Raw genomic sequence first — 21,065 nt, 5'->3', positions numbered from 1 at the left:
AAGCTAACCCCTGGAGAGCTTTTATGGAAAGCCTGATGGCTTACGTGGTGGGGATCATGTTCACCGCCGCGATCTATATGATGCTCAGACGTTCCATCGTCAAGCTGGTTATCGGCCTGATGATTCTGAGCAATGCCGCCAACCTCCTGATTTTCGTGGTGTCCGGCATGACCCGCGGAGCGCCCCCGCTGATACCGGATGGCGCAAGCGGTCCCGCAGGCGCGGTGGCAGACCCATTGCCCCAGGCACTGATTCTGACTGCCATTGTCATCGCCTTTGGCGTTTTGGCCTTTGCCGTGGTTCTTATCCGCCGGGCCTACGAGGTGGTGGGAACCGATGACCTGGACCAAATGAAGGATACGGATACTTGAGCCCGGAACTGATTCTTCCCGTACTGATACCGCTCACCGCCGGTGCCCTGTCCCTGGCCCTGTGGCGATCGGTCCGCTACCAGCGGATTCTGGCGGTACTGGCCACCGGCCTGCTGCTGTGGTCCGGCATCTGGCTGCTGATGTCCACTGTGGACCAAGGCTTCTTGATTATGCAGATGGGCAGCTGGCCTGCCCCCTTCAGCATCGTCTTTGTCGCCGATATGCTAAGTGCCATCATGATCGTTCTCACCGGCATTATCGGTCTGGCTATCTCGATCTACTCGTTGGCTTCCACGCCTCGCGGCCATGAGAAATTCAGCTATTACCCGTTGATGCATCTGCTGCTGGCGGGCGTCGCAGGCTCTTTCCTGACCGGCGACATTTTCAATCTTTACGTTTGGTTCGAGGTCATGTTGCTGGCCTCGTTTGCGCTGCTGACCCTGGGCGGAGAACGCGCCCAGATGGAAGGTGCGATCAAGTACGTTACCCTGAACCTGTTCTCCTCTGCGGTTTTCCTGTCAGCGGTCGGCCTTCTGTACGGCATGGTAGGCACCCTGAACATGGCTGATATCGCACAGAAGATCAGCCAGATTGACGACCCCGGCATGATCACTGTCGTCTCCATGATGTTCATGGTCTCTTTTGGTATCAAAGCGGCTGCTTTCCCACTGTTCTTCTGGCTGCCAGCTTCTTATCACACCCCGCAGGTGGCGGTGTCCGCGCTGTTTGCCGGGCTTCTGACAAAAGTGGGCGTTTACGCCCTGTTCCGCGTCTTTACCCTGATGTTCACTCAGGATGTGGGCTACACCCACAACATCCTGCTTTGGGCGGCGACACTGACCATGCTTACCGGTGTACTCGGGGCAGCCGCGCAGTTCGAGTTCCGCCGCATCCTGTCGTTTCATATTGTCAGCCAGATCGGCTACATGATGTTGGGGCTTGCTCTGTATACCCCTCTGGCCCTTGTTGGCGGGGTGTTCTACATCATGCATCACATCATCGTTAAGACGAACCTGTTCCTGGTAAGCGGGTACACCTATCGCCTGCTGGGCAGCTATGAGCTGAAGAATCTCGGCGGGGTTTACCGTTACCGGCCTTTCCTCGCCATCCTGTTTCTGATTCCGGCGCTGTCACTGGCTGGCATACCTCCGCTATCCGGGTTCTTCGCGAAATTCGTGGTTATCCGCGCAGCGCTGGAGGCAGAAGCGTACCTGGTTACCTTTGTTGCACTGTTGGTCGGGCTGCTGACGCTTTATTCCATGATCAAGATATGGGCGGAGGTGTTCTGGAAGAAGGTGCCCGACCATGTTGAGGATATCAGCCGTCTGGAAGGCAAAACCAAAGACAAGCACACCTGGGCCTACTATCTGCCGATGATCGGGCTGGCCGTCTGTACCCTGATAATCGGCCTTTATGGTCAGCCCATTTACGAGTTGGCAGAAATGTCTGCAGAACAACTGATGAACCCGCAACGTTATATTGATGCGGTTCTGGGAGGTGAGCAGCCATGATCGGGTTCTTCTGGAACGTGGCACTGGCCCTGGCGTGGGTTGCCCTGAGCGGATCGTTCACCGCCTGGAACCTGGTGGCCGGCCTGTTTTTTGGTTACCTCGCACTGATGGTCATGCAAAAGCACGTACCGGCCCTGAAGGGGTACTCCCGACGCCTGCCCCGGCTGACTTCATTTGTCGTGTTTTTCATGAAAGAACTGGTCAAGGCCAACGTCCGGGTCGCTTACGACGTCGCCACGCCTGTGTGGTACATGAAACCCGGCGTAATCGCGTTCGAAATGGAAGCGCACACCGATGCCGAGATCATGTTCCTGAGCAGCTTTATCTCGTTGACACCCGGCACTCTGAGCCTGGACGTCTCCGATGACCGCCGTGTGCTCTACATCCACGCAATGTTCCTGCAGGACGAGGAGCAATTGCGCCAGGATCTCAAAGAGCTTGAGTTCCGCATCCTGAAGATCATGCGCTAAGGAGCCGAGCTGTGCTAAATATTGTTATCAACATTGTTTACTTCATGTTTTCACTGGCCCTGCTGTTCGCCTTCATCCGGCTGATCAAGGGCCCGTCACTGCCCGACCGGGTGGTTTCTCTGGAACTGATCGCTTCCATCGTTGTCGGTTATGTGGGCGTGCACGCGATTGATACAGGCGTTCCCAGCCTGCTGGACGTTGCGATCGTTATCGCCCTGACCGCCTTCCTGACGGCCATTGGCTTTGCCCGGTTCCTGGAGCGAGGAGGCCCCAAACATGACTGAACTGATTGTATCCATTTTTCTTCTCACCGGCGCGGCGTTCATGATTCTGGCTGCGGTCGGCATTCTTCGCCTGCCGGATCTACCCACCCGGATGCACGCGTCCACCAAGGCCGGGGCCATGGGTGCAATGATGACCATGGCCGGCGTGGCCTTTTATTTTGCCGATAGCATCATTTTCGCCAGGGCCCTGGCCATCGTGATCTTTATTCTGATCACCGCCCCGATCGCGGCTCATGTCATTGGTCGGGCGGGCTATTTTCTAGGCACTCCCCTATGGGAAGGCACAGTGAAGGATGAACTGCGGGATAATTACGATGATAAAACCCACAAACTGTTCAGTGGCTTCGAATCTGCCCCGGAGAGCGTTATACCGCCTAATCACGATGGGCAGCGCGATGAGCCGGACAACTGATTGCCTGAAACCGGACTGGGTTACGAAATTTTCTATGGGACCGCACCTCTAATCACGTATAGTGCGCGCCCGAGCACAGGAGACCAAAATCATGCTGAACGTAAACGAATACTTTGACGGCAAGGCAAAATCCATCTCGTTCCAGACTTCGACCCTGCCGGCCACTGTCGGTGTTATCAGCCCGGGCGAATACGAGTTCGGCACCAGCAAAAAAGAAACCATGACGGTAGTCAGTGGTGCGTTGACCGTGCTTCTGCCAGGCGTGGAAGAGTGGATGACCTACGGGGCCGGTGAAAGCTTCGATGTCGCCGGACAAGCCAGTTTCAAAGCAAAGACCGATATCGATACCGCGTACCTCTGCACCTACGAGTAACGTCACCCGCCGCCACTAGCCAGCCCCGAGAATCGCAGAGCGAAAAAGAACATTCGTAACACCTGATTTGCTCTGTGTTTTTTCGGAAATCGAGGTTTCCGTTTTCAACAAAGTATGTCAGATTCAGACCGGTTTCTCGTATAACGTCAACAACTGAGAAAGAGGTATCGAGCCATGACGCAGACCCGCATTCTTCCCCCGGCGGACAACGCCCACCAGTATCCGCTGCTGATCAAACAACTGTTACTGTCTGGCCCCAGGTATTCCCCGGACCAGGAAATTGTGTACGCCAACCGCAGTAAGTACACCTACACCGGCCTGGTGGAACGTATTCACCGCCTTGCCAATGCCCTGACCGACGCCGGCGTTAAGCCCGGCGACACCGTTGCGGTCATGGACTGGGACACACCACGCTATCTGGAGTGCTTTTTCGCCATCCCGATGATCGGAGCGGTGCTGCACACCATCAACGTGCGCCTTTCGCCAGACCAGATCCTGTACACCATGAACCATGCCGAAGACGATGTGGTGCTGGTACACGATGACTTCCTGCCGATCCTCGAAGGGGTGAAGAGCGAGATTAAAACGGTCAAGCGCTACATCCAGCTCACCGACGAAAAGGCGGCCGCATCCACCAATCTCGACACCGCTGGCGAATACGAAGCCCTGCTGGCCAAAGCCGGGACGCAATTCGACTTTCCCGATTTCGATGAGAACAGCATCGCCACCACGTTTTACACCACCGGCACTACCGGCAACCCGAAAGGGGTTTTCTTCAGCCACCGGCAACTGGTATTGCACACCCTGGCGATGACCGGTTCGTTGTCGGCCTACGATGAAATGCCTCTGCTGCGGTCAACAAGCGTGTACATGCCGGTGACCCCCATGTTCCACGTACACGCCTGGGGCGTGCCCTACGCCGCAACCATGATGGGCATCAAGCAAGTTTACCCTGGCCGTTATGAACCGGAAATGCTGGTGGACCTGCTCAAGGAACACAAGGTGTCGTTCTCCCACTGCGTACCCACCATCATGCAGATGATGATGGGCACCGAGTCCATCAAGACCGCGGACCTCAGCAACTGGCACGTACTGATTGGCGGTAGCGCTCTGACCAAGGGCCTGTGTGATGCCGGCGCGAAACTCGGCATCCGCATGTACACCGGCTATGGCATGTCAGAAACCTGCCCGCTGCTCAGCGTCACCCATCTCAAACCCGAAGACCTGGAACTGCCGCTGGAGCAACAGACCGCCAAACGGGTCAAAACCGGCATTGCCGTGCCCATGGCCGATCTGGAAATTATTGATCCCTCCGGTCAACCGGTGGCCCATGACGGCGAAGCCAAGGGCGAAGTCGTGGCCCGCGCACCCTGGCTGACGCAGAGCTACTTCAAAGAACCGGAAAAAGGCGAAGAGCTGTGGCAGGGCGGCTGGCTGCACACCGGCGACGTTGCCAGCATGGAGCCGGACAACACGCTGGTGATCAAGGACCGCATCAAGGATGTGATCAAAACCGGGGGCGAATGGCTGTCGTCACTGGATCTGGAAAACCTGATCAGCCAGCATCCGTCCGTGGCCGGTGCCGCGGTGGTGGGTGTGCCTGACGAAAAATGGGGCGAACGCCCGCACGCACTGGTCACCCTCAAGCCGGGTGAACAGGCAACCCTCGAGGACATTCAGAACCACCTGAAGCAGTTCGTGGACGCCGGTGAAATCAACAAGTGGGCGATCCCGGCGCAGATTGACTTCGTTGAGGATATCCCCAAGACCAGTGTCGGCAAAATCAACAAGAAGCTGATTCGTGATCAATTGCAGTAAGACCGGATTGCGGTAACCCAAAAGGCCCCGGTTCTCATGAGCCGGGGCCTTTCTTGGTCAGAGACCGGAGAAAGTGAAATCCACATCCGGCTTGCGCCCATCGATAATATCGGCAATCGCCGCTGCGGAACCGCAGGAATGCGTCCATCCCAGCGTACCGTGGCCGGTGTTCAGATACAGATTGCCAAAGCGGCTTTTGCCAATATAGGGCACGTTGGATGGGGTTGCCGGCCGCAAACCGGCCCAGAATTCGGCCTGGTCCCAATGGGCGGCTTCTGGCATCAGCTCTGCAGTGCGGCGGACAATAGCGCGACAGCGGGTGTAGTCAAGGTTGCGGCTGTATCCACTCAGTTCAGCGGTTCCGGCGACCCGAATCCGGTCACCGAGGCGGGAGTACACCAACTTGTATTCGTCATCGGTCAGGCTCACATTAAACGCTGCTTCTTCGTGCTTGACCGGCACAGTGATGGAATAGCCCTTGGCGGGGTAGATGTTCAGGGACAATCCCAACTGACGGGCCAGTATTGCACTGAAACTGCCCAGGCTCAGAACATAAGCGTCAGCCCGAAGCATTTCGTAGCGGCCGTCCCTCAGGATCTGGACGCCCAAAATTCGGTCGCCAGCCCGATCAAAGCCGAGAATGTCCGCGCCATACACAAAGTTTACACCCGCTTCCTCTGCTTTTTTGGCCAAGCCCTGCGTGAATTTCCGGGCATCCCCGGATTCGTCCTCGGAGGTGTAAGTTGCACCGGCGATGCGGTCGCGCGCGGGGGCCAGCGCCGGCTCCAGTTCAACCGCACGGTTCGCATCGATAATCTGGCGGTCACAGCCGAGATCCCGCATCTGCCGGGCGGGCTCAAGCGCAGCATCAAATTCCTTGTCGCTGGTGTAGAAGTGCAGGATACCTCGCTCCAGCTGGTCATACTGGAGATCGGCCTCCTGTCGAACGGCTTGCAACTGGCTTCGGCTGTAGGTACCCAGGTTGACCATCTGGCGAATGTTGTGAGCGGCCTTCGCGGAAGTGCATTGCATCAGGAAGGCGATCCCCCAGCGCCACTGGGCCGGATCAAGGCGCGGGCGAAACAGCAGGGGGGCATCCGCCTGACTCAGCCACTTCAACACCTTCAGCGGGGCCGAGGGATTCGCCCAGGGCTCCGCGTGGGATACCGAAATCTGCCCCCCGTTGGCGTAGCTAGTCTCAAGCCCCGCTTTGCTCTGGCGGTCCACCACCGTGACTTCATGACCCTGCTTGCGCAAAAACCAGGCGGTCGTTACGCCAACAACACCTGCACCCAGCACCATTACGTGCATTCTGACTCCTCCGGTACTCATTGCCCTGCTTGGGGTGTTCGGAATACTCGCCCGGTGTAACGCCTCAATCCGGGCCTGCGTGCTCTACCTCAGCCACCGGCGCGCTTCACCGTCCAGCCCCGGGCCTGCAACATGGGCACGAGAATCTCCCGCTGATCCCCCTGAATTTCAACAATGCCCTCTTTAACGGTGCCGCCCGTGCCACATTTGGCCTTGAGGACCTTGGCAAACGCCTTGAGCTCTTTTTCATTCATGGGAATACCGGTGACGAGAGTAACGCCCTTGCCCTTTCGGCCTTTGGTCTCCCGGCTGACGCGGACAACACCATCACCGGCTGGAAGGGACGGCTGACTACAGTTGCAGTCAGCCACAGGATTGCGGCAATCCGGGCACATGCGGCCTTGTTCGGTGGAAAACACCAGGCCGCCAGCGGATTTTGATTTCATGCTCTCTCCGTTTCCGAAAGATAATACCTGGCTGCTAGTCCAGTCCCGGAGGGTACTTGGTAAACATCTCTCCGACCACCTCGTCGATCAACTTCCGGCGGTATTCCGGCGACTGGTCCTCATTCAGATAGCGCTTACTCACCGCGCGCCAGACCACACGCTCACTGCCGGAATCCACCAGTTCCACCACCAGTTTGCCTTCCTGCACCTCACGAACGGGCGGAGCCGTTGACAGTCCCCAGCCGAAGTTTCCGCGCCCCAGACCCAGGCCGAAACCGAACCCGGAGCGCTCGAGCCGCTCTTTCTCTACAACTTCCCAGGTGACCAACAGATCCGCTTCGTCGGCCTTCACCTTATCCATGGCTTTGCGGTTCAGCTCGCGCTCAACGGCCGAACGAATGCGACTGCCGTCCAGTGACTGGAAAGACTCGCCACCGCCCTGGTTGTTGGCAAACGCCCAGGTTGAATAGTTGCCAAACACCGTGCCGGAATCGTAATCCGTCACCACATTGCTGGCACAACCGGCCAGCAGGAGCATCGCCAGGGATGCCAAAACCATGCGAATCGTCATCTTGCACCTCGTCTTGATCTCTTTACTGAAGTATACGCACAGTGAACGGCCAGGGATGTAGCAACGAGCCCTTACCTTTCAAAACGGTAACCCAGTTGCCTGGCCTCGCAGAAGGCACTGAATTCGCCATTGCAACCCGAGGGTACCCGCACCCGCGCTGTTACCCTGGCGCGATAATCCACCGAATCCACAATCGCCCCGTGGGTGTCACACCAATGCCGTAGCGGCTGTTCATCGGCAAACTCCATGATTACCACTGCAGTGTCCATCGATGGCTGGACCATCCGGTCCACCGCTGACAACACACTTTCTGCTGCGCCGGCGTAGGCCCTGACCAGGCCTCCGGCCCCCAGTTTGGTGCCCCCGAAGTAACGAACCACCATAACCAGCACATCGCCCATGTCTTTATGCTGGATGACGCCGAGAATCGGCTTACCCGCAGTGCCCGAGGGTTCCCCGTCATCGTTCATCGCGGCCTCGGCGGCGGAGCCGGGCCGACCGATCTGATACGCCCAGCAGATATGGCGCGCATCCGGGTGATCCCGGTGGGCGTGATCAAGCCAGGCTTTTACCTCGTCACGACTGCTGACGGGCGCAACCCGGGCGATAAACCGGCTTTTCTTAATCTCCGTTTCCCGCTCAAGGTAGCCGGCGGGCACGGGGTAATCCTTGCTCATTTGCTCATTCGCTCGTTTCCGCGTGTCAGCCGATGTCTGTAAAAACCGGCAGATTAACCGTTACCCGAAGCCCGCCTGAATCACCAATGTCAGCCCGGATCTCACCGTCATGAGTTGCCACGATGTCACGAGCAATTGCCAGCCCGAGGCCCCAGCCTTTGCCACCACGAGACTTGTCGCCCCGGTAAAATGGCTCAAACAGGTGTGGCAGCATCTCCGGTGGAACGCCAGGCCCGTCGTCTTCAACGGCGATGATCAGCGAGCCGTCCTGCTTGTTCATCCGAATTCGAACCGCATGCCTGGGCCTGGTGTGATCCAGCGCGTTCTGAACGATGTTATCAAACGCTCGTTGCAGCAACCCCTGATCGCCCAGTACCGAGACCCCTGGACAATCCGGATTGATCACCAGCTGGCAATCCACGCCCCGATGCTCCGCGTAGTCGGCGGCGTCCTGCAATACATTGTTGATAATGGCCACTGGCTGAATCGCCTCGCGGGGGATATCGCGCCCCTCTTCCGACACCCGGTACAGCGTAAGAATCTGCGACGTCATCGCTTCCAGCCGTTCGTTCTGCCGGAGGATGCTGGCCATCAGTTCCTCATCTATGCTGCTTTCACTGGCCAGTTCGATGGCAATTCGCTGCCGGGTCAGTGGCGTCCGGAGATCGTGGGAAATGTCACGCAGCAAGTGCTTCTGTCGGTCCAGCAAACTGCACAACTGTTCGGTCATGGCGTTAAACGCTGCCGCCAGCTGACCCACTTCGTCACGGCGGCCGGCGATACTGTCACTCACCCGCAGTTGGGTATTGCCGCTGGCAATCTCCCGCGCCGTGGTTTCCATATGCTTCAGCGGGCGAGAGACCAGCCGGGCAATCCACCAGCACGCCAGGGTGATCAGCACAAACGCCAGGGCCATTTCCAGCACCCGGAAAAATCGGGGGTCCAGCCAGCCATCGCCGTCTATTCGTGGCCAGGCCACCAGCCGGTACCCTTCAGCTACATCAATCACCGCCGGCCGCTGCCGGTACCACCCGGACTGCAGTCGTTCGCGGATGGACGATGGCAAGCGGCCATCGTGCTTATCGTTCTCTACCAGGATCAGGTGCAGCTCGCGGTGCTCTCCCTGCCCTCGCAGGAAGCGCCAGGCCGCGCCACGGCCCTCCGCTTCACGGACGGCCAGAGCTTCCAGTGCCAGCTCCCTGAGGCCGACCTGACGTTCAATGGAGGCCCGCTCGCGATCCATCAGCGCCCGGGTGGCCAAGTTGCTGATCAGCATGGTGACCGCCATCGCCAGCCAGATCGACAGGAAAATCCGCCAGAACAAGGGGACATTAAAGCGCCGCTTCATACTGGCACCCGATAGCTGTATCCCAGGCCACGCACGGTTTCGATGCGAGGGGGATCGTCATTACCCAGTTTTCTGCGCAGATTGCTGATGTGCATATCGAGGGTGCGGTCATAGGCTTCCAGCCGGCGGCCTAACGCCCACTGCATAAGATCGGTCTTGCGAACCACGCTGCCGGCATGGGCCAGCAGAACCTGCAATACTTCGTATTCGGTGGCGGTCAGCTCCAGTGGCAGGTCATCCTGATAGATGCGGCGATGGGCGGGCTCAACACGAAGGTCGCCATAGGTTCTGGAGGCGTCCACATCCACCGCCTGGTCCCAGGCGATCCGGCGCAACAGCGCCTGCAGCCGCGCCACCAGCTCCCTTGGATTACAGGGTTTGGGGATGTAGTCATCCGCGCCGACTTCAAAGCCGACAATGCGGTCCGTCTCATCGCCGCGAGCGGTTAACAGAACCACCGGCAGGTGGGTTTCCGCCCGCAGGGATCTCAGCACGTCCAGGCCACTGATGTCCGGCAGCATGATATCCAGCACTACGATGTCGCAGTTCTGACCCCGAGCCAGTGACAACCCGTCGTTGCCGTTGGCTGCCTCGCGCACGCTGAAACCCTGATTGGTCAGATAGCGGGCCAGTAACTGCCGCAGTTCGTCATCGTCTTCAACCAGTAATACCCTGTTCTGCATGGACGTCCTCCCGTTAGCGAATGTCAGTCTAACACGTTGGCCGTTGGTGTCTTTTTACCCGGTTTTTCCTTTGCACAACCTTTACACCACACTGACACCAGCTAACGGGATTGTTGGTTACTATGATTCTCGACACGACGAAATCTCAACACCACGAAGTCGCCCTGCGGCTTCTTAACCAAACACGAGAGAGGTAACTTTTATGGTCAAACGTCGATTTTCCCTGTTGATGGCCAGTGCCGTGCTGTCCGCCACCATGCTGGCAAGCCCGTTCGCTGCGGCCGGCAACCATGGTGACAAACACGAGGGTCATCACGGCAAGCATCACAAATCCGACATGTGTGAGCAGATGCGCGAAGGCACAGGTAAATTCAGCCCGGAAAAACGGGAAGCCCGAATGGAGGAACGCCGGGCCAAAATGGAGCAGCGCCACCAAACCATAGCCGACCGCCTCGAACTGAATGAGGAGCAGCGGGCAACCTGGGACGACATCCACGAAGAGCACACGGAGAAGCGGGCCCAAAAGATGGAAAAGTGGCAGGAAAAAATGAAAGAGCGCTGCGCTGACCAATAAGTCAGCAAGCTGCCGCCTGAGAACACAATTCAGGTTAACAGTGATCACTAGCCGGGTTCTGGCGTATGGTATCGGGTGACTTCAAGGAGTATGCCCGACCATGGCCGAACCCGGTTTTTCATTTCCGCACATCCGCCTGTGCACATCGATACACGACATCCCTCGGGCCGACTGGGATGCGCTCTGCCCTGATCGCTATCCGTTTGTCAGCCATGCGTTTCTGCAAGCACTGGAAGACAGCGGGTGCACAGCGGCAGACACCGGCTGGGCACCCGCGCACCTGACATTCTGGCTCGACGGCGAGCTGGCTGGTGTCGCCCCGGCCTTTCTCAAGTCTCATTCCATGGGCGAATACGTGTTTGACTGGGCCTGGGCCGACGCTTACCACCGTTACGGTGAACCCTACTATCCCAAACTGTTACTGGCCGCACCGTTCACGCCATGCCTGGGGCCACGGTTACTGCTGAACGATCGCTTGCGCAACGCAGTGTCACCCTCTCAGCTACACCACTTACTGGACAGTGCCAGCGAAGCGGCCGGCGCGCATTCCTGGCACCTACTGTTCCCCGACGCCAGTGATCAGCGCCTTCTGGACCAGCCAGGCAGCCTTCACCGAATTGGCTGCCAGTTTCACTGGCACAACCGTGATTTCCAATCGTTCGACGACTTCCTGGCCGAACTCACGTCCCGGAAACGCAAAACCATCCGCAAGGAAAGGCGGCAGGTGGTCGAGTCCGGCGTCTCTTTCCAGCGGTTTTCCGGGTCCGACACACCTGACGAGGTTCTGCGCACGTTCTATCAATTCTATACGGCCACTTACCTGAAGCGTGGCCAGCGGCCTTACCTGAATGAAGATTTTTTCCGCAAACTCTGGCTTGCCCTGCCGGATCAGGTTCACCTGATCATGGCGACCAGAAACGGGACGATGATCGCCGGTGCGCTTTTCCTGACCGGGGAGCACACTCTGTACGGCCGTTACTGGGGATGTTTAGAGGAATACGAGTTTCTGCACTTCGAAACCTGCTATTACCAGGGCATAGAGTTGGCCATTGAGCTCGGTCTTGCCGTTTTTGATGCGGGTGCCCAAGGCGAACATAAACTTATCCGCGGGTTTGAGCCGGTTACCACCCACTCATGGCATGGCATCCACCATCCCGGATTCCGGGGCGCTATCAAACAGTTTACAGTGGAGGAGGCCGACCACGTTCGACAGTATGTCGATGATGCCCGGCTTGCCCTACCCTATCGACAGCAGAAAACCGGTTAATATTTAAGCCATCCTGTAATAAGCTGACCCTGGGGTTCCGAACAATAGAGGAAACCCCATTTCAGCATCGCACCGGGGCAACACACCATGGATACGGATCAGCTGCTCAGCCTCATGAACAACAACGGAATCGCCGTTGCGTTATCTGTCATCGCTGTTGTCGTGGCGCTGGTAGCGCTCGTGTTTGTCGTCAACAGCCGGCGCACCCAGACACACCGGGACGACCAGCTCAGGCATCGCACAGAAACCCTATGGCGCGACATGGACGAACTTCGCATCAATCACTTCAACGGTCCTGCTCCGCCTTTACTCGCCAGCGGAGGCGCTGCGGCTGAAGCCGATCAGTTTGCGGCCGAGAAAGCGGCCTATGACGTGATCTGGCCCCAGGTCTGGCTGCTTCATGATCGACTTGGCATATTCCTGCGTGCGGTTGAATCCGGCGATGGGGCCGGTGACCTCCGGCTTGAAGCCCGCAATGCCGCGCTCGAAGCCCGCACGGCGCTGAACCGCAACCGCCCGTTCTGTCACGAAGAGGTGGAGGCGCTGGTCACCAAAGTGATCGATACCGAGATCAAGGCCCACCTGGCTGCCTGCCAGTACATGGACCTGTTAAAAGACCCAGCCGCTTCCAACCCCACTCACGACCGGAACATCCAGCGGGAGAAATTCCACTTACTGTACGATAGCGAGGCAAGAGAAATGATCAACCAACTCGTCAACACCATTCGCGGGCGAACGCTCCGAAAGAACTGATACCCCGAATAGCCGTACTATCAGCATTACCCTGAACCCGGACACGCGAAATGACACGAATGCTAAAACTGACCGCCTGGTTTTTCGTCGGCCTTTTTCTTCTCCTGGCCGGGCCACTGTTGCTGGCCACCAGCGGCTCCCCGCACAGCGCAGAAAGCTGGCAAACCGCCTCCCGCGACAGCGCCGGTATTGCCCCAAGCCCACAAAGCACCGAAGAAGCCGTCATTCAGGTCTATGGCGCACGGGCCTGGAGCTGGCGGGGTTATTTCGCGGTACATACCTGGATCAGCACCAAGGAGAAAGGCGCGGATGAGTATTACGTTCACCAAGTCACCGGTTGGCGGCAATACGTCGTCAGCTCCCGACCTGGCGACCCCGACCGCCGCTGGTACGGGGCCGAGCCGCAGCTTTACGCTGACCTTCGCGGTGAAGAGGCGGAAAGGCTGATTCCCGGCATCTACGACGCGGTTGAGACTTACCCCTACCCGACCCAATACGAGGCCTGGCCGGGGCCCAACAGCAACACCTTTGTGGCCTGGGTGATACGCGAAACCGAAGGGCTGGATGTGGCCCTGCCCAACCACGCCATCGGCAAAGACTACCTTGGCGATCAGTTAGCGGCTGCAGTTCCCGGGGGCAGCGGCTATCAGGTCTCTCTGGGCGGCTATTTCGGATTACTGGTGGGCGTTCGCGAGGGGCTGGAGTTGAATATACTGGGCCTCTCCCTGGGCATTAATCCACTGGGCCTGGGCGTTAAATTACCGGGCATTGGCGAACTGGCTTTGCGGAATACGAATCCGATGCCGTCAGCTTCGGAGTAACAACACGGCCTACCGCCTCATCGCTCGGATCATCGGCACGCCCGCACGAATTTTGATCAACTCAGAAGAAATACCGCACAGCCGCCGCGGCCGCTATCCCGGCGGTAATCGATGGAAGCGGCTTGCGTAGCACCAGCATGGCCACGGCTGTGACACCCAAGGCAGCGCGCGCGCCGGCGTCACCATCGAAAGCCATGGGCACCACAATGGCAATCAGCACGGAACTGGCCATGGTGTTGATGAAGCTCTCTATGCGCGGGCTGATACGCACGAACGACATGGCAACCACGCCGCCATAGCGGGTAGCCAGTGTGACCAGGGTCATGATCAGAATGATCAGCAGGATGCCGGAGGTGTTAGTTTCAATGGTCATAGCGCTTTCTTCTCAAGCCAGAACAACCCAACCACACCACCGGCGAGCGCTCCGACCACCACATGGGTGTGCGGCGGCAAATACCAGTAGGCCGCCAGCGACGCCCCGGCAGCCACCGCCCAGGCCACGAGTATCCGCGTAGATTTGTTGCCACCCAGAGCCATCGCCAGCAGGAAGCACCCGAGTACCATATCCAGCCCGAGACTTTGCGGGTCCTGAAGCAAGCGTCCAAAATAGACACCCATCAGCGTACCGATAATCCAGGCCAGCCACAGCACCAGCCCACCACCCAGGATCACCTCTAGGTTGCGCCGGCCACTCTGATATTCCTGGGCGGAAACGGCCCAATTGGCGTCGGTCAGCAACAGCAGTACGCCATACCGCTGACGAGGCGGTAAATCCTTTAGCATGGGATACAGGGACGCCCCCATCAGGAGATGGCGGGAATTAATGGCAAACACCACCGCAATCATGGGTAGCACCGACACTTCGGCCCCCCACATATCCACGGCAGCAAACTGGGAGGCCCCGGCAAACACCGTCGCACTCATCAGCACGGCCTGAAGCGGCTCCAGGCCTTGCTGGATAGAGGCCAAACCGAAGGCAGCACCAAACGCCACCACAAACAACGAGATGGGAAGCAGCCGAACAAACTCAAGGCGCACCTTGGCCGGCTGGAGCTGATAAGAATAGGAAGCGACAGACATCAGAGGAAACTATTGCAGTTTCCTCTGATGGCGTATAGGTAGTTCCCGAAGCAACACTGAAAACTACGACTAATGGACCAGATGAACCCGACCGTCAGCCGCCGCCAACGGGTTATTCAAGCTGCTGCTCTCGCCCTGCAGCTCCGCTTCCGGGTGGTTCAGGGCCATAAGCTCTTTCATCTGTGCCACATCCGCCTTGGGCACATCGACCATGACCAGATGGCGTCCAGCCTCGATATCACCGTGGAACTTCCGGATGCGGTAGTTTTCAGTGCCAATACCACCAAACCCGCCGAGCCAACCCCCGGCAATAATGGCAAACGCACCCATGGCAATAAACGCGGACACCGGCCAGCCAAGGGTGCCCCAGACCGCGAGCGGCATCACAAAAAATAAACTGAAGACCGCACCGATGATCATTCCACGCTCCACAAACCTTGGCATGTCGGTTCGGTCCAGAACGCTGGCCGAGTGCAGCCGGTGTGTGTACAGCCCACTTTCATCCTTGCTGACAATATGAAACCGCCAGTCACTGATACCCCGCTCGTGAAGGTCCTCGGAAATACTTTCCACACTGTCGATGGTATCTACCAGATACATAAGCCGTTTCATGACGCCTCCTCCCCCTCAGGGTGCCTGAGCCTGAAACCATGAACTGATTATAAAACACCCAAGGCACTTGACCCGATGATTCCTGAAACCGTTTTACGATAAACAGATTCGGGATATGGCACTTGCGTCTAAAGGCTGCCATTTTACCGTTGACGTTAACGTCAATTGCCGCTAGTTTATTTTCGTCCGGCCTCAAAAGGGCGCTCCCCGTCGGGAAACCAGGACACATAAAATCGAGCCGCCGGCCCCAAAAGGGCAGTCGTTGCTCTCGAAGCGAGGCAAAACGCCATGAACGTATTCAGCCATCCCGAGTTCGATAACCACGAACACCTATCCTTTTTCTGTGACCCGGAAACCGGCCTGAAAGCTATTGTTGCCATCCACAACACCTCACGGGGCCCGGCCCTCGGCGGTTGCCGGATGTTCCCCTACGCCACGGACGAAGAAGCCCTGCGCGATGTGCTAAGGCTGTCCCGGGGCATGACCTACAAATCCGCGCTGGCCAATCTGGATCTTGGCGGCGGCAAGTCGGTCATCATTGGTGACCCACGCGCCGACAAAACCGAAGCCCTGATGGAAGCCATGGGCCGCCATTTGGAAAGCCTGGGCGGCCAGTACATCGCGGCTGAAGATTCCGGCACCAGCGTGCGCGACCTGAAAGTCATGGGCCGCCACACAAAACACGTGGCCGGCATCGCCACGCGCACCGGGTTTGACGGCAAACCCAGCAACGGCGACCCCTCTCCCGCGACCGCTTACGGTACGTTTATTGGTCTGAAGGCAGCGGTGAAACACACGCTGGGGCGGGACAACCTCAAAGGTCTGAAAGTCGCTATCCAGGGCATCGGCAACGTCGGCTTCCGACTGGCCAAACACCTCACGGAAGCCGGGGCCGAACTGTGGGTGTACGACATCCACGAGGACAACATGCAGCGAGCGGTGGACCAGCTCGGTGCCAGGCCGGCCGCCGCTGAAGACATTCTTTTTCTGCCCGTGGACGTCGTCGCCCCCTGCGCCATGGGCGCAGTACTCAACGATGACAGCATTCCACAGCTGCGCGCCGCCATTGTGGCCGGTGCCGCCAACAACCTGCTGGAACGTCCCGAACACGACGCCATGCTGCAAGACCGGGGCATCCTCTACGCACCGGATTTCGCGATCAACGCTGGCGGCATCATCGACGTGTTCTACGAACGCACCGGTGCCACCCCGGACACCGTGCGTGCCCACGTGGACACCATTGGCGACACCCTGACCGAAATCTTCAACCGTTCCGACCGCTCGGGCCGTCCGACCGGCGAGATTGCCAACGAACTGGCGGAAGAACGGTTCCAAAAGCATACCGCAGGTGCCGGCCAGGCACCCGAGCGGGTGGTTTGCACCGGGTGACCTGACACCGGTGCATCCGTCTTGGGGCCGCAGGCAACTGCAGCCCCCCTTTTCATTCCCTGACAACAACAAGTAGCACAGGAGATCATCATGTCTGCCGCTTCATCCGATTCCTCCTCCCACCCGGAGGCGCTTGAGGGCTCCAACGCCAAGCGTGGGCTCTGGTCAACACGCCTTGCCTTCATCCTTGCCGCCACCGGCTCTGCCGTGGGTCTGGGCAACATCTGGAAATTCCCCTACGTCACCGGTGAAAACGGGGGCGGTGCCTTTGTTTTGGTGTACCTGCTCTGCATCGCCATAGTCGGTATTCCCATCATGATGGCGGAAGTCATGATTGGCCGGCGCGGAGGCCACAGCCCGGTGAACAGCCTGCGCTCGATTGCCAGGCGTGACGGTCTGAAGCCCGCCTGGAAACTGGTGGGGGCGATAGGCGTTCTGGCAGGCTTCCTGATTCTCTCGTTCTATTCGGTGATCGGCGGCTGGGCTATATCCTACGTCGGCACCACCGCCAGCGGGCAGCTTGCCGGTCAATCCGCCGATGCCATCGGTGCCATATTTTCCGGGCTACTTAGCAACCCGACCACTCTGCTGGCCTGGCACACGCTGTTTATGGCCCTGGTCATATTCGTGGTTGCCCGCGGGGTTCGCTCCGGGCTCGAGAAGGCCGTCAGCATCCTCATGCCCGCGCTGTTCCTGTTGCTTCTGGTCGTTGTGGGTTATGCCATGACTACCGGCCACTTTGGTCAGGCCGCTGCGTTCCTGTTCCAGCCCGACTTTTCCAAACTGACGACCTCCGGTGTCCTGGTGGCCCTGGGGCACGCATTCTTCACCCTGAGCCTGGGCATGGCCGTCATGATGGCGTACGGCTCCTACCTGCCCAAGAACATCTCCATCGCCAAGACGTCCATTACCGTCTCGGTGATCGATACGGGCGTGGCCCTGCTCGCCGGTCTGGCTATTTTCCCCATCGTGTTCGCCAACGGCCTCGAGCCGGGTGCCGGTCCCGGTCTGATTTTCCAGACCCTGCCACTGGCCTTCGGCCAGATGCCTATGGGCTCGCTGTTTGGTACCCTGTTCTTTGTGCTGCTGATTTTTGCCGCCTGGACCTCCGGCATTTCTCTACTGGAGCCCATTGTGGAGTGGCTGGAAGAACAGAAAGGCATGAACCGGACCGCCAGCACCCTGGCCGCAGGCATCGTCTGCTGGGCACTGGGCATTGCCTCAATCCTGTCGCTGAACCTGTGGGCTGACTTTGCGCCCCTTGGCTTTGTGCCCATGCTGGAAGGTAAAACCATCTTCGATCTTCTGGACTTCTTCACCGCCAACATCCTGCTGCCACTGGGCGGTTTGCTGGTCGCCCTGTTCGCAGGCTGGGTGATGTCCCGCCAGGCCATGGAGGAGGAGCTGTCGCTGTCACCGGGCATGTTCAAGCTGTGGTTCGTAACCGTGCGCTTCGTTACCCCGGTCGCCGTGGCCGTGGTGTTTATCTACAACCTGGTGTAACCCCTCAAAGAGGCGGCGGCACCGCCGCCTCTTTCCCCCTCCGGGCTCGCTATTCTCCCCCGCTTTCCGGCTCTGACCGCATTCTGTCCCGTTCTAACCGGACGAACGGCGGGTTTACCCCGTATCGTTGAGCTTGTAGGACAATAAATCAGAGAGGCCACACCATGTCAGCAGTAACCGCTTCGTTTCCCGTGCGTCGTCAGGACTTTGGTTTTGAGGAAGTTCCAAGGCACTGGGTGGACAGTGACCCGTTCATGACCCACCTGTTCAACGCCCTTTCCGCCCTGTTTCCAGATGGTGAGCGCTTTTTCGTGGACAGCGTGCGCGCAGTGCGTGAGCAGATCAACAACCCCCAGCTGCAGAAAGACATCGGGGCGTTTATCGGCCAGGAAGCCATGCACGCCAAAGAGCATGGCCACTTCAACGACGGCGCGATCAACCAGGGGTTTGATATCAAAAAACTGGAAGGGTGGACCCGGGGATTCCTGTCGGTAAAGAACCTGCCACTGCTGAACAACAAGCGGGTACATCTGGCCGCCACGGTCGCTCTTGAGCATTTCACCGGGATACTGTCGGCGCAACTGCTCAAACGCGAAGATCTGATCAACGCGATCGATCCGTCCATGCGCACGCTCTGGGCCTGGCATTGCGTGGAGGAGAATGAGCACAAGGCCGTAGCCTTTGACACTTATCAAGAACTTTACGACAAAGGCGTGATGGATTACGCCATCCGCATGGGCACTATGGCATTGATCACCGCCCTGATCATGGTAGCGATCCATTCTTTCATCGTGGAATTAATGCGCGAAGACAAACAACTGCTGAACCTGCGTTCCTGGGGCAAAGGCCTGAACCGGGTCTGGGGGCCGAGGGGCATGTTCACGGCCATCGTTCCGGAGTATCTGGACTACTTCAAACCCAGCTTTCACCCTTGGCAGCACGATACCGAATTTCTGCTGCGCAAGTGGCGCAAGCAGCTTGGTTTCGCCTGATTACGCGGCTCGCTATAACCGCTCAAGCGAGGCCTTAAGCGTCTCGCCGATGCGGGCGTTCAGCTTCAGAGCCACTAACTCGTCTGCGCGGGTACGGCCCAGATTGAGCGTCGCAATCGGCTTGTTCCATTCCTTGGCGTAACGACAGAACCGGAAGCCGGAATACACCATCAGCGATGAGCCAATCACCAGCAGGCCATCGCTGGTCTTGAGTGTATCCAGCGCGGAGACCACCCGGTCTTTAGGCACAAAATCCCCGAAAAACACCACATCCGGTTTCAGGATACCTTCGCACTGCGGGCAATCCGCCGGGCGGAATTCCGAGAAGTCCACCTCAAGATCCGCGTCACCGTCTGGCGCTGTGTCTGCCCGGTAGTGCCGGAAGGCCGGATTCAGATCGGCACACCGCTCATGCACATCATCCCTGGGACAGCGGTAGCCGCAGCTCATGCACACCACTTCGTCCGCTCGGCCATGGAGGTCGGTGACCGCCCGTGTGCCGGCGCGCTGGTGCAGCCGATCAACATTCTGGGTCACCACCAGGCTGCTGTGGTTGAGCAGTTCCAGCTCCGAGATAGAGTGGTGGGAAGGATTGGGTGCGGCGTTACGCATCACAGGCCAGCCAATCAGGCTGCGCCCCCAGTAGCGCTGGCGGGTGTGGAAGTCTTCCATGAACGCTTTATGCTGAACCGGCTGCCGGCGCTTCCAGGCACCGTCGCCGTCGCGGTAATCCGGAATGCCCGAATCGGTACTGACCCCGGCACCGGTGAGAATCGTTAGCCTGGGATACTGGTGGATAAAATCCACCAGTAACCTTCCAGCCTCGTCCGGTTCGTGCAGCACCGGCGGCTGATCGGTATCGGGCAGGCGCTGGCTGGAGCTGAAAGGTCGGCTTCGATGGGTAGTGACAGTCATACACACTCCGGGGTTCAGCCCGGCTTGCGGGCCACGTATACGGTGTTGAACGATTCCCTGTTCTGAAACGGGTTGTAGAAGCTTACGACGTGACAGGCAACGTCGACGAATACCTCGCGCAATATGGCCATGAACTCTTCATCTTCGCCCTCGTTGGACCACATGGCAAACACGCCCCGGGGCTTGAGTTGCCGGGCCATCAGCGAGAGGTTACCGGCGGTGTAGAAGCTGGCACTGGAGTTGTGCAGCAGGGCCCTGGGCGAGTGGTCGATGTCCAGGAGTATGGCATCAAATTGTTTTGCGGGCGTGTCAGGGTCAAAACCGCCGGTTTCAGGCCCGGCGATGGCGAGGTCAAAGAAGCTGCCGTGGATATAGCGGTTGCGGGTATCGGCATTGAGGTCTTTGCCCAGGGGCACGAGTTCTTGCTGGTGCCAGCCGATCACGGGTTCGAGGTATTCCACTACGAGCAGTTCGGCGACACGCGCGTGCTTCAGTGCTGCAACGGCGGTGTAGCCAAGGCCGAGGCCGCCGACCACAACACTGAGGTTGTCGCCTTCGGTTTCACCCAACCCGATGTCGGAGAGCGCAACTTCAGCGTCCACGAACATGCTGGACATGAGGAATTCCTCGCCCAGCTTGACCTCGAAAATGTCCCGGTCGCCGATGGCCGGAATGCGGCGTCGGCGCAGAGTGATCTCGCCGATCACTGAGGGTTGGCTGTCTATTTGTTCGAAAAGAAGTCCCATGAAGTTGGCTCTGTTATTTGGTCCAGTTTGCGGGAACCAATGTGCTCTGGCGCTTGCCGCCCTGGTCTTTTAGTCCGTGCGGTCGCCGGTGGGCAGGGCCGTCCAAAACACGCTCCTTCGGCACATCCATGTGACGCT

25 protein-coding genes are annotated in these 21,065 nt (G+C 58.6%); 14 read left to right on the top strand and 11 right to left on the bottom strand.

Annotation, left to right across the window (positions count from 1 at the left end; translation table 11 throughout):
* The first annotated feature begins 23 nt into the window (after positions 1-23).
* The 7 genes from WD429_RS00190 (at position 24) to WD429_RS00160 (ending at position 5,239) form a co-directional block, all read left to right on the top strand.
* Positions 24-371: a Na+/H+ antiporter subunit C gene (locus tag WD429_RS00190; RefSeq protein ID WP_368420144.1), complete on the top strand. Its 348-nt coding sequence runs from the start codon at positions 24-26 to the stop codon at positions 369-371.
* Positions 368-1,882 carry a Na+/H+ antiporter subunit D gene (locus WD429_RS00185; RefSeq protein ID WP_368420143.1) on the top strand — a complete coding sequence of 505 codons (1,515 nt, stop codon included), beginning with the start codon at positions 368-370 and terminating at the stop codon, positions 1,880-1,882. Before WD429_RS00190 ends, WD429_RS00185 begins: the two co-directional genes overlap by 4 nt.
* Positions 1,879-2,352 carry a Na+/H+ antiporter subunit E gene (locus tag WD429_RS00180; RefSeq protein ID WP_368420142.1) on the top strand — a complete coding sequence of 158 codons (474 nt, stop codon included), beginning with the start codon at positions 1,879-1,881 and terminating at the stop codon, positions 2,350-2,352. The genes WD429_RS00185 and WD429_RS00180 overlap by 4 nt, the downstream gene beginning before the upstream one ends.
* Before the next feature lie 11 nt (positions 2,353-2,363).
* Entirely contained in the window at positions 2,364-2,636 is a 273-nt protein-coding gene (locus WD429_RS00175; protein ID WP_368420141.1) for a monovalent cation/H+ antiporter complex subunit F, read from the top strand.
* Positions 2,629-3,048, top strand: a complete 420-nt coding sequence (mnhG, locus tag WD429_RS00170; RefSeq protein WP_368420140.1) for a monovalent cation/H(+) antiporter subunit G — start codon at positions 2,629-2,631, stop codon at positions 3,046-3,048. Before WD429_RS00175 ends, mnhG begins: the two co-directional genes overlap by 8 nt.
* Before the next feature lie 91 nt (positions 3,049-3,139).
* Positions 3,140-3,421: a pyrimidine/purine nucleoside phosphorylase gene (locus WD429_RS00165; protein ID WP_368420139.1), complete on the top strand. Its 282-nt coding sequence runs from the start codon at positions 3,140-3,142 to the stop codon at positions 3,419-3,421.
* 174 nt (positions 3,422-3,595) lie between these two features.
* Entirely contained in the window at positions 3,596-5,239 is a 1,644-nt protein-coding gene (locus WD429_RS00160; RefSeq protein WP_368420138.1) for a fatty acid--CoA ligase, read from the top strand.
* Between the two features lie 57 nt (positions 5,240-5,296).
* Here WD429_RS00160 and WD429_RS00155 read toward each other — a convergent pair whose 3' ends face one another.
* The 6 genes from WD429_RS00155 to WD429_RS00130 form a co-directional block, all read right to left on the bottom strand.
* Positions 5,297-6,571: a D-amino acid dehydrogenase gene (locus WD429_RS00155; protein WP_368420137.1), complete on the bottom strand. Its 1,275-nt coding sequence runs from the start codon at positions 6,569-6,571 to the stop codon at positions 5,297-5,299.
* Positions 6,572-6,639: 68 nt separating this feature from the next.
* Positions 6,640-6,996 (bottom strand): translation initiation factor Sui1, encoded by a 357-nt coding sequence (locus tag WD429_RS00150; protein ID WP_368420136.1) that lies wholly within the window; start codon positions 6,994-6,996, stop codon positions 6,640-6,642.
* Between the two features lie 34 nt (positions 6,997-7,030).
* Entirely contained in the window at positions 7,031-7,567 is a 537-nt protein-coding gene (locus tag WD429_RS00145; protein WP_368420135.1) for a DUF4136 domain-containing protein, read from the bottom strand.
* 71 nt (positions 7,568-7,638) lie between these two features.
* A complete protein-coding gene (locus WD429_RS00140) occupies positions 7,639-8,244 on the bottom strand; it encodes a YigZ family protein (RefSeq protein WP_368420134.1) in 606 nt (201 codons plus the stop codon).
* A gap of 25 nt (positions 8,245-8,269) precedes the next feature.
* Positions 8,270-9,592 carry a sensor histidine kinase gene (locus WD429_RS00135; RefSeq protein WP_368420133.1) on the bottom strand — a complete coding sequence of 441 codons (1,323 nt, stop codon included), beginning with the start codon at positions 9,590-9,592 and terminating at the stop codon, positions 8,270-8,272.
* On the bottom strand, positions 9,589-10,275 hold the full coding sequence (locus WD429_RS00130) for a response regulator transcription factor (protein ID WP_368420132.1): 687 nt from the start codon (positions 10,273-10,275) through the stop codon (positions 9,589-9,591). Before WD429_RS00130 ends, WD429_RS00135 begins: the two co-directional genes overlap by 4 nt.
* Positions 10,276-10,477: 202 nt before the next feature.
* Between WD429_RS00130 and WD429_RS00125 the strand changes: the two genes are divergently transcribed.
* From WD429_RS00125 to WD429_RS00110, 4 genes are all read left to right on the top strand, one after another.
* Positions 10,478-10,849, top strand: coding sequence for a hypothetical protein (locus WD429_RS00125; RefSeq protein ID WP_368420131.1), 372 nt, complete (start codon positions 10,478-10,480; stop codon positions 10,847-10,849).
* Positions 10,850-10,949: 100 nt separating this feature from the next.
* A complete protein-coding gene (locus WD429_RS00120; protein WP_368420130.1) occupies positions 10,950-12,116 on the top strand; it encodes a GNAT family N-acetyltransferase in 1,167 nt (388 codons plus the stop codon).
* Positions 12,117-12,203: 87 nt separating this feature from the next.
* The gene (locus WD429_RS00115; protein WP_368420129.1) at positions 12,204-12,869 is read left to right on the top strand and encodes a hypothetical protein; all 666 of its coding nucleotides are present in this window, start codon (positions 12,204-12,206) and stop codon (positions 12,867-12,869) included.
* Positions 12,870-12,919: 50 nt separating this feature from the next.
* Entirely contained in the window at positions 12,920-13,690 is a 771-nt protein-coding gene (locus tag WD429_RS00110; protein ID WP_368420128.1) for a DUF3750 domain-containing protein, read from the top strand.
* Positions 13,691-13,751: 61 nt separating this feature from the next.
* On the opposite strand, the gene WD429_RS00105 is transcribed toward WD429_RS00110, so the two are convergent.
* The 3 genes from WD429_RS00105 to WD429_RS00095 all read right to left on the bottom strand — a co-directional run bounded on the left by WD429_RS00105 (position 13,752) and on the right by WD429_RS00095 (position 15,382).
* Complete coding sequence (locus tag WD429_RS00105) at positions 13,752-14,063, bottom strand: AzlD family protein (protein WP_368420127.1); 312 nt, start codon at positions 14,061-14,063, stop codon at positions 13,752-13,754.
* Positions 14,060-14,770, bottom strand: a complete 711-nt coding sequence (locus WD429_RS00100) for an AzlC family ABC transporter permease (RefSeq protein ID WP_368420126.1) — start codon at positions 14,768-14,770, stop codon at positions 14,060-14,062. The genes WD429_RS00105 and WD429_RS00100 overlap by 4 nt, the downstream gene beginning before the upstream one ends.
* A gap of 69 nt (positions 14,771-14,839) precedes the next feature.
* Positions 14,840-15,382 carry a hypothetical protein gene (locus WD429_RS00095; protein ID WP_368420125.1) on the bottom strand — a complete coding sequence of 181 codons (543 nt, stop codon included), beginning with the start codon at positions 15,380-15,382 and terminating at the stop codon, positions 14,840-14,842.
* 288 nt (positions 15,383-15,670) lie between these two features.
* Between WD429_RS00095 and WD429_RS00090 the strand changes: the two genes are divergently transcribed.
* The 3 genes from WD429_RS00090 (at position 15,671) to WD429_RS00080 (ending at position 19,266) form a co-directional block, all read left to right on the top strand.
* Entirely contained in the window at positions 15,671-16,771 is a 1,101-nt protein-coding gene (locus WD429_RS00090) for a Glu/Leu/Phe/Val dehydrogenase (RefSeq protein WP_368420124.1), read from the top strand.
* Positions 16,772-16,861: 90 nt separating this feature from the next.
* Positions 16,862-18,274 (top strand): sodium-dependent transporter, encoded by a 1,413-nt coding sequence (locus WD429_RS00085; RefSeq protein ID WP_368420123.1) that lies wholly within the window; start codon positions 16,862-16,864, stop codon positions 18,272-18,274.
* Positions 18,275-18,438: 164 nt separating this feature from the next.
* Positions 18,439-19,266, top strand: a complete 828-nt coding sequence (locus WD429_RS00080) for a metal-dependent hydrolase (RefSeq protein WP_368420122.1) — start codon at positions 18,439-18,441, stop codon at positions 19,264-19,266.
* Between the two features lie 12 nt (positions 19,267-19,278).
* On the opposite strand, the gene WD429_RS00075 is transcribed toward WD429_RS00080, so the two are convergent.
* Together WD429_RS00075 and WD429_RS00070 are read right to left on the bottom strand one after the other, a co-directional pair.
* Entirely contained in the window at positions 19,279-20,181 is a 903-nt protein-coding gene (locus tag WD429_RS00075) for an NAD-dependent protein deacetylase (protein WP_368420121.1), read from the bottom strand.
* A 14-nt stretch (positions 20,182-20,195) separates the two neighbouring features.
* Complete coding sequence (locus WD429_RS00070; protein WP_368420120.1) at positions 20,196-20,927, bottom strand: spermidine synthase; 732 nt, start codon at positions 20,925-20,927, stop codon at positions 20,196-20,198.
* Between the last annotated feature and the right edge of the window lie 138 nt (positions 20,928-21,065).

Source organism: Marinobacter sp., from assembly GCF_040904845.1.
In the GTDB taxonomy this organism is placed as follows: domain Bacteria; phylum Pseudomonadota; class Gammaproteobacteria; order Pseudomonadales; family Oleiphilaceae; genus Marinobacter.
This window is presented reverse-complemented; position numbering and strand designations above follow the sequence as displayed.